Raw genomic sequence first — 15,463 nt, forward strand, 5'->3', positions numbered from 1 at the left:
ATTTTATAAGCTAAAAAACTCGAAAAGCGAACCAAAGTAAGCATCGTTCCAGCCTTCGGTCATATCTTCATAATCGCTGTCAGGTATATTAGTATGCCTTAATTCGGCCGAAGTGCCGTTTTTATCAGCGTGAAGCTTAATGGTAACGATAGATTCAGCTTCTTGTCCATCAAAATACCATTGCTGTACAATCTTCTTGTTTTCTTCAAACTCAATGTTCTTGCCAACAATGCTGCCATCCCACATAGAGAATTCTGTGCCAGGCTCAGTCGACATAACCGCAGGCTCACCTGTCCATAACTCAAGAGTTAATGGATTGGTTAACGCGGTATAAATTTCCTCAGGCGTGGCCGGAAGAACGTAGTATTTTTTAAAATCTTTCAATACGCAAATCTAACCAAATTACGATACCTGCCCAATGGGTAATACAGTTTTTCCGTATACTTCATTCAATAAGTTGGCTATTCCTGTATATATGGCTGATAAGCCGCAAATTATGCCTTCGTAACCTGCTATTTGGCCTAATCCTTTATTCCCTGTGCCATCGCTTATTGCCAATAACACAAACAATATTGTTAATGAGCCAAAAACAAATTGTAGCGCCCTGTTTAATTTAAGTGTCCCAAAAAACATCAGGAAGGTAAACAATCCCCATATACCTAAATAAGCGCTCATGCCTGCTTCTGATGGTTTAGGTGCCCATCCAAACGCTGGTATAACTATTAATCCAACTAATGACAGCCAGAAGAAGCCATAAGATGTAAATGCAGTTAAACCAAAAGTATTATTCTTTTTGGCTTCTATTATTCCGGCAATAACTTGTGCCAAACCGCCGTAAAAAATACCCATGGCTAATATCATGGAGTTAAATTCAATAAAGCCTGCATTTTTAAAATTTAACAAAACAGTAGTCATGCCAAATGCGCAAAGCCCTAATGGTGCAGGATTGGCAATACCGTCTTTTACAGCTACAGGTGTAGGAATAGTTGGAATCATGGTTTCTTGGTTTTAATTGGTCAGGCAATTTATGTGTTTATTTCTATTAAATCAATATGTTACAAACCGTAATGTATCTTTACCGTTAATCAATAGCTATGCAGAAACTTGTTTTAATACGCCACGGCCAAAGTGTTTGGAATTTAGAAAACCGTTTTACCGGGTGGACTGATGTAGACTTATCACCAACTGGCGTTGAGCAAGCCAAACAAGCAGGGCAATTGTTGAAGAAATACGGTTATAATTTTGATGCCGGGTTTTGTTCGGTACTTAAGCGTTCCATAAAAACTTTAGATTTTGTTTTGGAAGAGTTAGATCACCTTTGGATACCGGTACAAAAATCATGGCGATTAAACGAGCGTTTCTACGGAGCATTGCAAGGCTTAAATAAGGATGAAACCATAGCGCAATATGGAGCAGAGCAGGTACATCAATGGCGGCGTGCCCCAAATGCCTTACCACCTGCTATCACCAAAGATGATGATCGTTACCCAGGTAAAGATATTCGCTACAAAGATCTCACTGAGCGCGAATTACCGCTCACCGAAAACCTAAGCGAAACGATGGATCGTGTATTGCCTTATTGGAACGAAGTAATAGTGCCTGAAATGCGCAAAAATCAAAAGGTGATCATCTGCGCGCACGGCAACAGCCTAAGGGCATTGATTAAATACATCGATAACCTTAGTGATGACGAAGTAACCCAATTAGATCTACCAACAGGAGTTCCATTAGTTTATGAATTGGATGAAGGATTAAACAGGATCAAACATTATTATTTGGAGCCTTAGTTATAGGCGTAGGGTTTCATCGTTCCGCAACTACAAGCGCAGTTAGGATCGCGTACACCCAATAGCTTTAAAAAGTGCTGGTAAAAGCCTATACGATCATTCATATTAGGCATGTTATCGCCTTTGTTGCATTCTATCTGTCCGTTTACAATATTAATCGTCATGCCAAAGCCTGGAGTTCGTCCTGCGGCTTTATCAGCAGCGCTGGGCTGCCATTTACCGGTCATTACGTCGTGTGCTGATGGTTTTGGTGATTGTGGCGTCATCCAAAAATAAATAGCGGTTTTAAAGGCAACTACCGGATCATTTTGAACCAGGTCCGGATTACTTAACAACACATTCTTATCGCCAAAAATGCAGGTTGATGCATAACCATAATTGCCATTATAACTTATTTGCATAGGGCCGCGGCCATAATATTTTTTGCCTTTAACTGCAGGATAATCATCATTGTCTGCTACATAAGTTAATGCGGTATTTACTTCATGCATCAGCATTAGTCCGTCATTATATTTACCATTTTCACCGTGGCGGGTTTCATGTGCTATCTGCGCAAAAAAAGAGGCTAATTCCTTTTTATTTGTTTGGAGATCACCCGCGCTGCAAAATGCGCTGTAATCAATAGTATAGGATGTGTCGGGCTTTGCTTTGGCCCAGCTCTCGTTCCAGTCGGCATCCTGGCGCACAATGGTTGATTTACCTGTAGTTTTATCCGTACGAATGATCTGGAATACTGATGCCGACCTGCGTGTTATCTTTACTTTAATAGCACCTAATTGATTTATAGCCTTTATAAAAGCCGCGTAACTGTAAAAATTATCATGCAACGGAAAAAGCGTGTTAAAGTCTTTTTCGCTCAAAAAGCTGCTTACCGGTATTTTGTTGCTTACATCAGGTGCGCTGGTTGTACCCGATGGAGAGGAATGGCACTTAAAGCTTAATAGCGATGTTGCTGAAAGTAAGACAAGTATCAGCCGGGTAGATAATATGATCGATTTCATTATAGTAGTGAGTGAAAATATATAACACCATATATCCAAACAGGTTTAATTTAAATATATTTTAATGTATTTTTAAAAAGTATTAAGCGACAAGGTTAATAAGTTTAAATGAAAATATATACTAAAACCGGAGATAAAGGGTTAACATCATTAATAGGCGGTACGCGGGTGCCTAAACATCATCTGCGCATCGAGAGTTATGGTACAGTGGATGAGCTTAATTCATATATCGGGTTGATCCGCGATCAGAATATTAGCGAACAGGATAAGGATATATTAAAACATATACAGGACAGGTTATTCACCATTGGGGCTTCATTAGCTGCTGATCCCGAGAAATCGAAAATGGTGATACCTGATCTGCATGATGAGGATATTGAACTGCTGGAGCATGAAATGGATGTAATTGATGAGCAATTGCCAGCATTAAAACATTTTATTTTGCCGGGTGGCAGTAATGCCATTTCGTTTTGCCATATTGCAAGGTGTGTTTGCCGAAGGGCCGAACGCATAACCGTTCACTTGGCCGAAGAAAGCCCGGTGGATGTAAAAGTGAACATTTATCTGAACAGGTTGAGCGATTACCTATTCACTTTAGCGCGTAAGATAGGGGATGAGCAATGTATCCCCGAAAATAAATGGATACCGCGTATTTGAAAATGTTAGAAAAAAATATTGATAATCAATTTAAAAATATTATACTTTTGCGAAAAAGTAATTTAGTGTAATTATTATAAAAATAAAATATGTACTGGACACTTGAACTAGCATCTCACCTTGAGGACGCACCCTGGCCTGCCACAAAAGACGAATTAATTGACTATGCTATACGCTCTGGCGCACCTGTAGAGGTTATTGAAAACCTACAGGCACTGGAAGACGATGGCGAACCTTATGAAAATATTGAAGAAATCTGGCCGGATTATCCGACAAAAGACGACTTCTTTTTTAACGAGGACGAATATTAATCAACATTTTTTTAGATAGAAGAACCCTGCGAACGCAGGGTTTTTTTATTCGAGCGCATTTTGGAACGGTTTTGGTATTGATGATAATATATTTATCAACTAAAACTTTAACAAAATGAGAGGTTTATTGTACATCATTGCTGTTATCCTTATAATAGGGTGGGCATTAGGAGTATTCTTTTATTCGGCAACCGGATTGATCCACGTATTATTAGTAATCGCTATCATAGCCTTACTTTTAGGTTTGATCAGAAGGGCCTAAGCAGGTACTCAATAGAATAGAATATTAAGCCATTTGCCTTAGGCAGATGGCTTTTGGTTTAATATAGCCTCGGCTATTGCAATATCCTCCGGAAATGTGATCTTGATATTCTCGTAACTACCTTCAATCAGGTTTATTTTAACGCCTGAACTTTCAACTACGCTGGCATCATCAGTAAACTTTATATCGTAAGCTTGGTCATATGCTTTTTGCAGTACCGACCATTTAAACGTCTGCGGTGTTTGCACCAAATAAATATCATCACGTAATAAACTAACGGAATGATCACCTTGCATTTGTCTTACCGAGTCGCGGCTTTTAACTGCCGTAATAGCGTTACCATGCCCGGCAGCGTAAGTAAATGAGTTGTTTATAAGGGATGCCGCTGTAAGTGGCCGTACAGCATCGTGAATGGCTATAACCGCATTTGTGTCTTCAATGATATTCAACCCTGATTTAACAGAGTGAAAGCGGGTCTCACCGCCTTTTATTAGTTGATGAGGTAAAGTGAAATTATATTTTGCACATAAATCCAACCATAGTTCATGATAATCAGCATGCAATGCCAAAATTAACTCTGGTTTAGCTACGGTATTATGAAAAGCCTGCAACGTATGCATTAAAATAGGCAAGCCATTCAGCAATAAAAACTGTTTGGGTAGAGCCGCTTGCATACGTGTACCGGAACCGCCGGCAACAATTATCGCGAAATTAGATGTGGGATTTGAGATTTGAGATTTGAGATCAGGTGCGCTCATATTCTACTTTGATTAAAAAAGATATGAGATTTGAGTTTAGTCTCAAATCTCATATCTATAATCTCAAATCTAATTAAATTATCAGCATGGCATCTCCATAGCTGTAGAAATTGTATTTTTCTTTCACTGCAACTTCGTATGCATTCATTACATGTTCATAGCCACCAAATGCACTTACCATCATCAATAAGGTTGACTCAGGAGTGTGAAAGTTAGTGATCATTGAATTAGCGATGCTAAAGTCGTATGGCGGGAAAATGAATTTACTCGTCCAGTCGTTAGCCGCTTTTAAAGTTTTATTGGCAGATACCGCTGATTCAATAGCACGCATTGAGGTAGTACCTACAGCACAAATACGTTTTTTTCTTTCGATACCACGATTAACAATATCAGCCTGTTTTTGCTCGATGATGAATTGCTCAGAATCCATTTTGTGCTTGGTTAAATCCTCAACCTCAACCGGGCGGAATGTACCTAAACCAATGTGTAAAGTAACCTCAGCAAAATCAACACCTTTAAGTTCAAGGCGTTTCATCAATTCACGGCTAAAATGCAAACCTGCGGTTGGAGCTGCAACAGCACCTTCGTGCTTAGCGAAGATGGTTTGGTAACGCTCTTTATCTTCAGCAGTAGCTTTACGTTTAATGTATTTTGGAAGCGGTGTTTCACCCAGGATCTCCACATTGCGGCGGAATTCTTCATCAGTACCATCAAATAAGAATCTTATTGTACGGCCACGTGAGGTAGTGTTATCAACAACTTCGGCAATTAACAAATCGTCATCACCAAAATAAAGTTTGTTACCAACACGTATTTTACGTGCAGGATCAACCAATACGTCCCAAAGGCGAAGTTCTTTATTCAGTTCCCTCAATAAAAATACTTCAATAGTAGCACCTGTTTTTTCCTTATTACCGTACATACGGGCCGGGAATACTTTGGTGTTGTTAAGTATCATTACATCCTGGTCATCGTAATAATCCAGTATGTCTTTAAATATTTTATGCTCAATTTTTCCTGAATCCTTGTGTAAAACCATTAAACGGGCTTCATCACGGGTTTGTGCAGGGTTGTTAGCAATTAATGATTCTGGTAAATTGAATTTGAATTGAGATAATTTCATGCTTATCTATATGGATTTTCAGGGCGCAAATGTACAAATTTTTTTATGATTTTCAATCGATTATTTTTGGATGTCTCATAGATTATCTTATGTAATCGCACGGTATTGACAAATGACAAATCCAATTGTTTTATTCATTAACAGAAAATGAAAAATACTGTAACTTAACAGGCTTATCAGCGTCTAAAAATTAAACCAGCCCAAACACTATGCTATTTTTAAAACTCTTCAGGGAAAGCTTCTTATTTGCTTTTGATGCATTAAGGCAAAATAAGCTACGTACCATGCTGTCATTACTGGGAGTTACCATTGGTATCTTTACCATTATAGCAGTGTTTTCAGCCGTTGATACCTTAAGAAACAACTTGCAGGAAAGCGTAAACAAATTAGGTAATAATAGTATTTACATAGGTAAATGGCCTTGGGCAGTAGGCAATAATGATTATCCATGGTGGAAATACATGCAGCGCCCGGAACCCAGCCTGCGCGAATTTGATCAGCTACAAAAACGTGTGACTGACGCCGATGGTATATCATACGAGATCAACATCGATAGCCGTATTATAAAATACAAAAGTAATACAGTGTCTGGCGCAACAATAAATGCCGTATCGCAGGATCATAATAAGGTTTGGAATTTCGATTTGGAAGAAGGAAGATATTTTACCGATATTGAATCAAGAACTGGTGCACCGGTTGCCGTAATTGGATATGATATTGCACAGGACCTTTTTCCTGGCGGTACCGCTGCTGGTAAGCAAATTAAAGTGATGGGGCGGGAAATCACTATTATTGGTGTATTTACCAAAGAAGGAGACGATATGCTTGGCAACAGCGATGACAAAAGCGTATTGGTACCCATAAATTTCGCTAAAAACGTAATTGATGTACAAAGTGATAATTACCAGCCTACAATTGTAGTGCGCGGCAAAAAAGGTATCAGTTCGGAACAGTTAGAGAGTGAACTTCATCAATTAATGCGTTCGATCAGAAGATTGCATCCAAACGAAGACGACAGTTTCGCATTAAACCAGACCACTATATTAAGTAATGGTTTAGATCAGTTATTCGGCGTGATGGACATTGGAGGGGCAATTATCGGGGGATTTTCTATATTGGTTGGCGGGTTTGGTATTGCTAACATTATGTTTGTTTCGGTTAAGGAACGAACCAATATTATTGGTATACAAAAATCCTTAGGTGCTAAAAACTATTTTATTTTATTACAATTCCTGATCGAATCGATCACTTTATGTTTTATAGGAGGATTAATAGGATTGGGGGTGGTATTCCTGGGTACGCTGGCTTTAAAAGCTGCCGCAGACGTTAAAATAGTGCTGGATATGAGCAATATAATATGGGGGGTAGGCATGTCGGTAAGTATTGGAATCATATCAGGTATTATACCCGCTTATTCGGCATCAAGGCTTAATCCTGTTGAGGCTATCCGATCAAATTAATTGGTTAAATAGGCATCTTATACCTCCAAAGAAAAAGTGGCTAAAATTTTACAATAAGTATGTTGCAACGGGGATGTTTGTAGCCATATTTTATTACATTTGCGTCATACAAATACTTCTATGTCAGAAACAGCTCAACTGAAAATTGGCGATAAAACTTACGATCTACCTGTAATTGAAGGTTCTGAAGGTGAAAAAGCCATTGATATATCGAAACTAAGAGACCAAACCGGTTACGTAACACTTGATATTGGTTATAAAAACACAGGCGCTACACAAAGTGCTATTACTTTTTTAGATGGCGAACTGGGTATATTAAAATACCGTGGTTATCCTATCGAGCAATTAGCTGCAAAATCAAGCTTTATTGAGGTTGCTTACTTGCTTATCTACGGTGAATTACCAACTGAAGAGCAATTAAAGGCATTCAATTTTGATTTAAGTCATCATACCCTTGTTCACGAGGATATGAAGAAGTTTTTTGATGGCTTCCCATCAAAATCGCATCCTATGGGTCAGCTAAGCTCATTGGTTTGTTCACTATCTGCTTTTTACCCCGAATCATTAAAGCAAAACCAAACACCTGAAGAGCTTAATTTGAGCATTATTAAGGTGCTGGCTAAAATGCCTACGATCGTTTCTTGGATCTACAAAAAATCATTAGGACATCCTTATATCTATCCGCAAAATAAATATGACTATGTAACTAACTTCCTGAACATGACTTTCGGTCAGCGTACAGAGGTTGTTGATATTGATCCGGTTATTGTTAGCGCGATGAATACCTTATTAATACTACATGCTGATCACGAGCAAAACTGCTCTACATCAACTGTACGTATTGTAGGTTCATCAGCATCAAATATTTATGCTTCGGTTTCTGCCGGTATTTCGGCTTTATGGGGCCCGCTTCACGGTGGCGCTAACCAGGAAGTTATCGAGATGCTGCAAAAAATACAGGAAGACGGCGGTGATACTGATAAATGGATAGCTAAAGCAAAAGATAAAAACGATCCGTTCCGTTTAATGGGATTTGGACACCGCGTTTATAAAAACTTTGATCCTCGTGCTAAGATCATCAAGAAAGCATGTGATGATATTTTAGAAAAATTAGGTATTGATGATGAGGTGTTGGAAATTGCGAAAAAGCTTGAAGAAGTTGCTTTGAAAGATCCATACTTTATTGAGCGTAAATTATATCCTAACGTTGATTTCTACTCAGGCATTATTTACCGTGCATTAGGTTTCCCAACTGATATGTTTACGGTATTATTTGCTTTAGGCCGCTTGCCAGGATGGATTGCGCAATGGAAAGAAATGAAAGAACATAAAGAGCCAATTGGCCGTCCGCGACAGATTTATACTGGTGCAACGAACCGGGATTATGTTGATATAAAGAATAGATAAACTATTCTCTTTATTAAAAGGCTCCGGTATCGGGGCCTTTTTTGTAACTAGCAAAATGGTTGAAAAATTGTGCATATTGCTTTTTCCAATCTTGTGCAGCACATGCTTATTTGCACAAGTAAAAGTTACGTTCGAAATTAAAAATGTTCCTGCTTTTAAATCAGCTACCAAAACGCTCTATTTAGCCGGCGACTTTAATAATTGGAATGCAGCCAGCTACAAATGGCAAATGGGTCAAAACAGAATAGCTTGCCAATTAATTATAGATATGCCACCCGGGAAATACGCCTTTAAAGTGACAAGGGGCAGTTGGGAAACCGTAGAATGCAGCACTACAGGCAACGATATCCCAAACAGGGAAATAAGTATTGTACATGATACAACCGTTGAAATGAGCATAGCAGGATGGAAGGATAATTTTCCACCACAAGATAAAAAGCATACCGCAAGCCCCAATGTAAATATCATTAGTGAAAAGTTTGCTATACCACAATTAGGCAGGCAACGCAGGATATGGATATATCTACCTTCTGATTATGCCACATCACATAAAAAGTATCCGGTAATATATATGCACGACGGGCAGAATCTGTTCGATGATTATACTTCGGGTTATGGTGAATGGGGTATTGACGAAATACTGGATAAACTGCCTGAAAAGGAAGAAAGCATTGTTGTAGGGATAGATCATGGTGGTGAATACAGAATTACGGAATACGATCCTTATGATTCTAAATATGGTAAAGGCAGGGGTGATGATTATGTTGATTTTTTAGTTAACAATTTAAAACCTTATATTGATAAAAACTATCGTACCAAAAAGGATGTGAAACATACTACCATAGCGGGTAGTTCGATGGGGGGATTGATATCGATGTATGCTATTTTGAAATACCCTAACATATTTGGAAACGCTGGTGTATTTTCCCCCGCGTTTTGGATAGCGCCTGATATTTACCAGTTTGCACAACAGAAAAGTTTGCCTGCTAATGCTCGTATTTATTTTGTATGTGGCGATATTGAAGATAAAACTATGGTGGCTGATATGAAAAAAATGGCTGATATTATACAAGCCAAAGGAATTGACGAAAACAATATACCAACTGTTATTATGCAGGGAGAAAAGCATAACGAAAAACAATGGAATAAAGACTTCCCGGCGTTTTATAGCTGGTTAATAAGAGGATATTAATAATAAGGTAATAAACATATTGTTTATTGCAGACTAAATATTATTGCCATGAACGAAGAGATAAGCATTAAAAAAGACGAAGAGCTAGTTAAACAATCAAAAAAGCAAAAAGAGGTGCAAAGCCCGATAAAAGGAGGGCTAAAAACCAAGGAAGAAATTGTTGCTAACTGGCTACCCCGCTACACAGGCAGGCCGCTGGAAGATTTTGGTAAATACATTATATTAACTAACTTCTCTAAATACATTCAGTTGTTTTCTCAATGGAATGATAATGCCCCGGTTTTAGGGTTGGATAAACCCATGCAAAGCGTAACCGCTAATGGCATCACCATTATCAACTTTGGTATGGGGAGCTCGGTTGCGGCAACGGTGATGGATCTGTTAACAGCAATTAGTCCTAAAGCAGTTATATTTTTGGGTAAATGTGGCAGCTTGAAAAAGAGAGCAAATGTTGGCGATCTGATTCTGCCAATTGCCGCGATAAGGGGTGAAGGTACCTCAAACGATTATATGCCTGCTGCTGTACCTGCGTTGCCTGCATTCGCCATGCAGAAGGCGATATCAACCACAATTCGTGATTATTCGCGCGATTATTGGACAGGTACCTGCTACACTACTAACCGCCGTGTTTGGGAGCATGATAAAGAGTTCAAAAAATACTTGAAGGAACTAAGAGCGATGGCGGTAGATATGGAAACCGCGACTATTTTTGTAACGGGCTTCGCGAATAAAATACCTACAGGAGCACTGTTATTGGTATCTGATCAACCGATGATCCCTGAAGGTGTTAAAACCAGTGAGAGTGATTCAAAAGTTACCGAGCAATACGTAGAAACACATTTGCATATCGGTATCGAGTCCTTAAAACAACTGATAAATAACGGCTTGACCGTTAAGCATCTTAAGTTTTAGTGAGTGATTTACATTAATAAATAGCTTTTTGGGTGGATATATGAACTCAGAAAGCTATTTTTGCTTTAATACTAATAACCCTATAGGTTAGCTATACAAAAAATACTATGTGGTATAATAACATACTCGAAACTATTGGACACACGCCCTTGGTGCGCTTAAATAAGGTTACCAAAGATATACCTGCGACAATTTTAGCCAAAATTGAAACTACTAATCCCGGTAACTCCATAAAAGACCGCATGGCTCTTAAGATGATTGAGGATGCCGAAAAGAGTGGTAAATTAAAACCCGGTGGAACTATAATTGAAGGTACATCCGGTAACACAGGTATGGGCCTGGCCATTGCTGCTGTAATAAAGGGCTATAAGTGTATTTTTACAAGTACTGATAAGCAATCAAAAGAAAAATTTGATGCCTTACGTGCTTTTGGTGCCGAGGTTATTGTTTGCCCTACCAATGTTGAACCCGAAGATCCACGATCTTATTATTCAGTATCATCACGTTTAGAACGTGAGGTGCCTAATTCATGGAAGCCTAACCAATATGATAACCTTTCAAATTCACAGGCACATTATGAATCTACTGGCCCCGAAATATGGGAACAGACCGACGGTAAAGTAACACACGTAGTTGCGGGTGTTGGCACCGGCGGAACATTATCGGGTATTGCCAGATATTTGAAAGAGAAAAACCCCGCTATAAAAGTGTTGGGTATTGATACTTATGGCTCTGTATTTAAAAAATATAAAGAGACCGGTATTTTTGATAAAAATGAGATATACCCGTACATCACCGAAGGCATAGGCGAAGATTTTTTACCAGCCAACGTTGATTTTAGCCTGATTGATCACTTTGAAAAAGTAACTGATAAGGATGCCGCATTAATGACTCGTGAGATAGCACGCAAGGAAGGTATTTTTGCAGGTAACTCAACAGGATCAGCTGTGGCAGGTGTGCTGCAGATGAAGGATATGTTTAAAGAGGGTGATGTGGTAGTGATCATCTTCCCGGACCATGGTACACGTTATTTAGGTAAAATGTACAATGATGATTGGTTGCGAGATCGCGGATTTTTGAAAGACGGAAAACTAACAGCCCGTGATATCATCTCCAAAAAAGAAAGCCAGGAAATCGTTACCATTGATTGCGAAAAATCAGTGTTGGAAGCAATTAATACGATTAAATCACTGAATATTTCACAAATCCCTGTTACGCAAAAAGGTATGGTGATAGGTAAAATTACTGAAAGTGATATTTTAGATGCCCTGCTGGAAAATCCATCATTGAAATCTCAACCTATAAAAAATATTACAACTAGTCCGTTCCCTTTTGTGGATTTGAATACATCGATAGACAGAATTTCAGCTATGATTAATAAAGATAACATAGCCGTTTTGGTTGAATCTGAAGGCAATATTGAGATCATTACCCAATACGATATTATAAACGCGATATCCGCATAATTGCAATATGTTATTTTTTGAAAAAAGGTGCCAGGAGATTAATTCTGCACCTTTTTTATTTGAAGGATATTCATAACATCATTTTACCAATTTTGCATAATGTAATGCTAATCAGGCTTAATTAAACTAAAGTAGAAATTAAACATTTATTCATTACGTTTGGGCAAACCTATTTTATGATGAAGAAACTACTTGTATTGCTATTGTTGATTTGCATAGCATCTCCAACATTGTTTGCGCAAACTAAAATGATTGGTAACGAAACTGATGCGCAAAAAGAGCAGCGCATGGAGTGGTGGAAGGACGCACGTTTTGGAATGTTTATTCACTTTGGTTTGTATTCAGAAGCTGCACGGCATGAATGGGTAAAGAGTAATGAAGGTATGACCAATGAGCAATACCAAAAGTATTTCGATCAATTTAATCCAGATCTGTTCGATCCCGTAAAATGGGCGAAGGAAGCTAAAGCAGCAGGAATGAAATACGCTGTTTTAACCACTAAGCATCATGAAGGCTTTTGTTTATTTGATTCAAAATACACAGATTATAAGGCTACTAATACCCCCGCTAAACGCGACCTTGTAAGGGAATATGTTAATGCTTTCAGGGCTCAGGGATTAAAGGTGGGATTTTATTATTCGCTATTGGATTGGCACCACCCGGATTATACAATGGATAATGTGCATCCTCTGGTTCATAGTGATACCACCAAAGCTAATTATGCACGTTTGAATAAAGGTCGTGATATGGCAAAATATCGCCAGTATATGCGTAACCAAATAACAGAGTTATTAACCAATTATGGTAAAATAGATGTAATCTGGCTGGATTGGTCATGGTCAAAGGCTGACCAGAAACGAGGTGTTGGTAAAGGTGCAAACGATTGGGGATCGGTAGAGTTAGTTAAACTGATAAGAAAATTACAGCCGGGCATCATAATTAATAATAGGCTTGATCTTGCCGATTATAAAGACGGTGCTGATTTTGAAACACCTGAACAGGTAAGTTCCGCCGAACTATTACCTTATCGCGGCCGAACTTGGGAAACTTGCCAAACATTTTCAGGTTCGTGGGGATATTATCGGGATGAGAATACCTGGAAAACACATAGGAAGTTACTTGATCTGCTAATTACATCAGTAAGTAACGGTGGTAACCTGATACTTAACGTAGGGCCAACTGCTCGCGGTGAGTTTGATTATAGGGCAACAAATGCACTTGATAGTATGGCTTACTGGATGCATGCAAACAGCAGAGCTATATATAATTGTACTTTCGCTCCCGACAGCTTTAAGGTGCCCGAAGGAACAAAACTGACTTATAATAAAGCAGCCAAACGTTTATATATTCACCTGTACGATTATCCAAAAGGGAAATTAATATTACCAGGATATAAGGGCAAAGTTAAATACGCGCAATTTCTGAATGATGCTTCGGAAATCTTATATAAAGATTCGGGTAGCGATGATCTGGTATTAACATTACCGGTTAAAAAGCCGCCTTATGAGATCCCAGTAATTGAAGTGATGCTGCAATAACTTATTCTAGCAATTTTTTAGCTCTTTCATGCTGGTAAATATAGTTGATCATCCTGCTTGGTTTGGTTAGGAGGTAGACAGTTGTTCCTTTTTCTCGTGCAAGCGGGTTATCAACTTCGCCAATTTTTTTATAGCTCTGTACATATGGCGCAAGCCTTTTGGTTACATTATCATCGTCATCAATATAAATGATGTAATCGGGGTTTAGTGATGGAGGTGTCCATAGCGTAAAGCTACTATCGAGGCTGTACACATCAGGTAAATTATAAAGTTTGCCAAAATGGTGTATTGCTCCCGCTTCGCCATAATTATCAGCCCAAATAATGGTGCGTTTTTGTTGGTCTGGAGTAAGTGTGTTGTAGGTATCTGCAACCTTTTTACTCATTTCATCCCAGCCGAACATATCTCCATAATCCTGTGTTGTGGGGTGCTTTTGGTGATCTTCCCAGATCACTACAAAATCTAAAAATGAATTATATTTTCTATTAAACTCAAAAAATGATAGCGTTTGGTTTAATGGTAATATAGGCAGTAGCATCGGGAAAATTGGCAGGCTTGGTATTATCAGAACAACAAACGTTAATGTACGTAACTGGTATTTGTTGTTTTTAATCCACCTCTCAATGCCAAAACCACCTGCGGCAAACAGCATGGGGTAGGCGCCAAAAAGGTAATAGTTCTTACCGCTCATCTCCATCAAGAAAAGAAAAATTGCCACGTAAGCAAACGCCAAAAATTGGTATTTGCGTAACTTAAATGAAAATATCAGGAAAAAGAAACCAGTGAGCCATAAAATAATAAAACTACCATTTACCAATAATTGCTGACTTATAAAATCCGATGGCTTAATATAATCCAGCTGCGTTTTACGCAACGTACTCATATGCGTTATAACCGGTAAATGATGCTGGAATTGCCAAATTACGTTAGGGATAAATAAAATCACTGCTACAAATGTCGCACCTAACACATGTTTGTTAAATAGTAACCGGCGTTGCTTGGTAAATAATAAGCCAATAACCAGGGCAAATGCAAAAAAGCCCATGGTATATTTAGTGAGTAGCCCTAAGCCTATTGCAATGCCAATAAAGTAAAGATATTTTACCGAAGACGAATTGATATACTTTACAATCAGGTAAACGGTTAAGACCCACCAAAATTGATCGAAGATTACAGGTTGAAGTAAATATTCGCTTGCAACAAATGAAGGCGCGAGTATGATTCCTAAACAAGCTAATGCAATAGCAAATTTACGCCCTCCTAATTCAACGGTTATTAGGCCCGTGAACCAAACAATAAGCCCGGCAAATACGGTGCAAAATACCCGTGTGGCAAAAATGGAATCACCAAATAGAGTGGAGGATACTTTTGCAATTACAGCTATAACTGGTGGTACTTCTTTGTATCCCCATGCTAAATGATCGCCAAGTGCCAGGTGTAAAAGTTCATCGCGCTGAAAGCCAAAATGTGGCATGGCGAACAGGTTTAATACAACTTTTATGGCAACAAATACGAGTATAAAACCAGCATAAGTCGATCGTCTATTTTGGTACATGAATTTTTTTAGGTGACTAAAGATATGTTTTTAA

At 38.5% G+C, this 15,463-nt stretch carries 16 protein-coding genes; 10 read left to right on the forward strand and 6 right to left on the reverse strand.

Going from position 1 to position 15,463, the window contains the following annotated elements; genetic code table 11:
• Nucleotides 1–3: 3 nt before the first annotated feature.
• Together GSQ74_RS19545 and GSQ74_RS19550 are read right to left on the reverse strand one after the other, a co-directional pair.
• Nucleotides 4–384 carry an SRPBCC domain-containing protein gene (locus GSQ74_RS19545; RefSeq protein WP_158995890.1) on the reverse strand — a complete coding sequence of 127 codons (381 nt, stop codon included), beginning with the start codon at nucleotides 382–384 and terminating at the stop codon, nucleotides 4–6.
• A gap of 18 nt (nucleotides 385–402) precedes the next feature.
• Nucleotides 403–996: a GPR1/FUN34/YaaH family transporter gene (locus tag GSQ74_RS19550; RefSeq protein WP_158995891.1), complete on the reverse strand. Its 594-nt coding sequence runs from the start codon at nucleotides 994–996 to the stop codon at nucleotides 403–405.
• 98 nt (nucleotides 997–1,094) lie between these two features.
• Between GSQ74_RS19550 and gpmA the strand changes: the two genes are divergently transcribed.
• The gene (gene gpmA / locus GSQ74_RS19555) at nucleotides 1,095–1,787 is read left to right on the forward strand and encodes a 2,3-diphosphoglycerate-dependent phosphoglycerate mutase (protein ID WP_158995892.1); all 693 of its coding nucleotides are present in this window, start codon (nucleotides 1,095–1,097) and stop codon (nucleotides 1,785–1,787) included.
• Here gpmA and GSQ74_RS19560 read toward each other — a convergent pair.
• Complete coding sequence (locus GSQ74_RS19560; RefSeq protein WP_158995893.1) at nucleotides 1,784–2,788, reverse strand: glycoside hydrolase family 19 protein; 1,005 nt, start codon at nucleotides 2,786–2,788, stop codon at nucleotides 1,784–1,786. The two genes, gpmA and GSQ74_RS19560, sit on opposite strands and share 4 nt — an antisense overlap.
• Nucleotides 2,789–2,896: 108 nt before the next feature.
• On the opposite strand from GSQ74_RS19560, the gene GSQ74_RS19565 reads away from it, so the two are divergent.
• The 3 genes from GSQ74_RS19565 to GSQ74_RS19575 all read left to right on the forward strand — a co-directional run bounded on the left by GSQ74_RS19565 (nucleotide 2,897) and on the right by GSQ74_RS19575 (nucleotide 4,018).
• Nucleotides 2,897–3,445, forward strand: coding sequence for a cob(I)yrinic acid a,c-diamide adenosyltransferase (locus tag GSQ74_RS19565; protein WP_158995894.1), 549 nt, complete (start codon nucleotides 2,897–2,899; stop codon nucleotides 3,443–3,445).
• 89 nt (nucleotides 3,446–3,534) lie between these two features.
• Entirely contained in the window at nucleotides 3,535–3,756 is a 222-nt protein-coding gene (locus GSQ74_RS19570; RefSeq protein ID WP_002996718.1) for a DUF2795 domain-containing protein, read from the forward strand.
• A gap of 115 nt (nucleotides 3,757–3,871) precedes the next feature.
• Nucleotides 3,872–4,018 (forward strand): lmo0937 family membrane protein, encoded by a 147-nt coding sequence (locus GSQ74_RS19575; RefSeq protein WP_158995895.1) that lies wholly within the window; start codon nucleotides 3,872–3,874, stop codon nucleotides 4,016–4,018.
• A 38-nt stretch (nucleotides 4,019–4,056) separates the two neighbouring features.
• Here GSQ74_RS19575 and GSQ74_RS19580 read toward each other — a convergent pair whose 3' ends face one another.
• Nucleotides 4,057–4,776, reverse strand: coding sequence for a 2-C-methyl-D-erythritol 4-phosphate cytidylyltransferase (locus tag GSQ74_RS19580; protein ID WP_158995896.1), 720 nt, complete (start codon nucleotides 4,774–4,776; stop codon nucleotides 4,057–4,059).
• Between the two features lie 73 nt (nucleotides 4,777–4,849).
• Entirely contained in the window at nucleotides 4,850–5,899 is a 1,050-nt protein-coding gene (queA, locus tag GSQ74_RS19585; protein WP_158995897.1) for a tRNA preQ1(34) S-adenosylmethionine ribosyltransferase-isomerase QueA, read from the reverse strand.
• Nucleotides 5,900–6,108: 209 nt separating this feature from the next.
• On the opposite strand from queA, the gene GSQ74_RS19590 reads away from it, so the two are divergent.
• From GSQ74_RS19590 to GSQ74_RS19615, 6 genes are all read left to right on the forward strand, one after another.
• Complete coding sequence (locus GSQ74_RS19590; protein WP_158995898.1) at nucleotides 6,109–7,359, forward strand: ABC transporter permease; 1,251 nt, start codon at nucleotides 6,109–6,111, stop codon at nucleotides 7,357–7,359.
• Between the two features lie 120 nt (nucleotides 7,360–7,479).
• Complete coding sequence (locus tag GSQ74_RS19595) at nucleotides 7,480–8,766, forward strand: citrate synthase (RefSeq protein ID WP_158995899.1); 1,287 nt, start codon at nucleotides 7,480–7,482, stop codon at nucleotides 8,764–8,766.
• A gap of 91 nt (nucleotides 8,767–8,857) precedes the next feature.
• Nucleotides 8,858–9,958 (forward strand): alpha/beta hydrolase, encoded by a 1,101-nt coding sequence (locus tag GSQ74_RS19600; RefSeq protein WP_158995900.1) that lies wholly within the window; start codon nucleotides 8,858–8,860, stop codon nucleotides 9,956–9,958.
• A 48-nt stretch (nucleotides 9,959–10,006) separates the two neighbouring features.
• Complete coding sequence (locus tag GSQ74_RS19605) at nucleotides 10,007–10,870, forward strand: AMP nucleosidase (protein ID WP_158995901.1); 864 nt, start codon at nucleotides 10,007–10,009, stop codon at nucleotides 10,868–10,870.
• A gap of 107 nt (nucleotides 10,871–10,977) precedes the next feature.
• Nucleotides 10,978–12,336, forward strand: a complete 1,359-nt coding sequence (locus GSQ74_RS19610) for a pyridoxal-phosphate dependent enzyme (RefSeq protein WP_158995902.1) — start codon at nucleotides 10,978–10,980, stop codon at nucleotides 12,334–12,336.
• Between the two features lie 176 nt (nucleotides 12,337–12,512).
• Nucleotides 12,513–13,874 (forward strand): alpha-L-fucosidase, encoded by a 1,362-nt coding sequence (locus GSQ74_RS19615; RefSeq protein WP_254060933.1) that lies wholly within the window; start codon nucleotides 12,513–12,515, stop codon nucleotides 13,872–13,874.
• A 1-nt stretch (nucleotide 13,875) separates the two neighbouring features.
• On the opposite strand, the gene GSQ74_RS19620 is transcribed toward GSQ74_RS19615, so the two are convergent.
• Nucleotides 13,876–15,429, reverse strand: a complete 1,554-nt coding sequence (locus tag GSQ74_RS19620; RefSeq protein ID WP_158995903.1) for a glycosyltransferase family 39 protein — start codon at nucleotides 15,427–15,429, stop codon at nucleotides 13,876–13,878.
• Nucleotides 15,430–15,463: the final 34 nt, after the last annotated feature.

Source organism: Mucilaginibacter sp. L196 (assembly GCF_009765905.1).
GTDB lineage: Bacteria > Bacteroidota > Bacteroidia > Sphingobacteriales > Sphingobacteriaceae > Mucilaginibacter.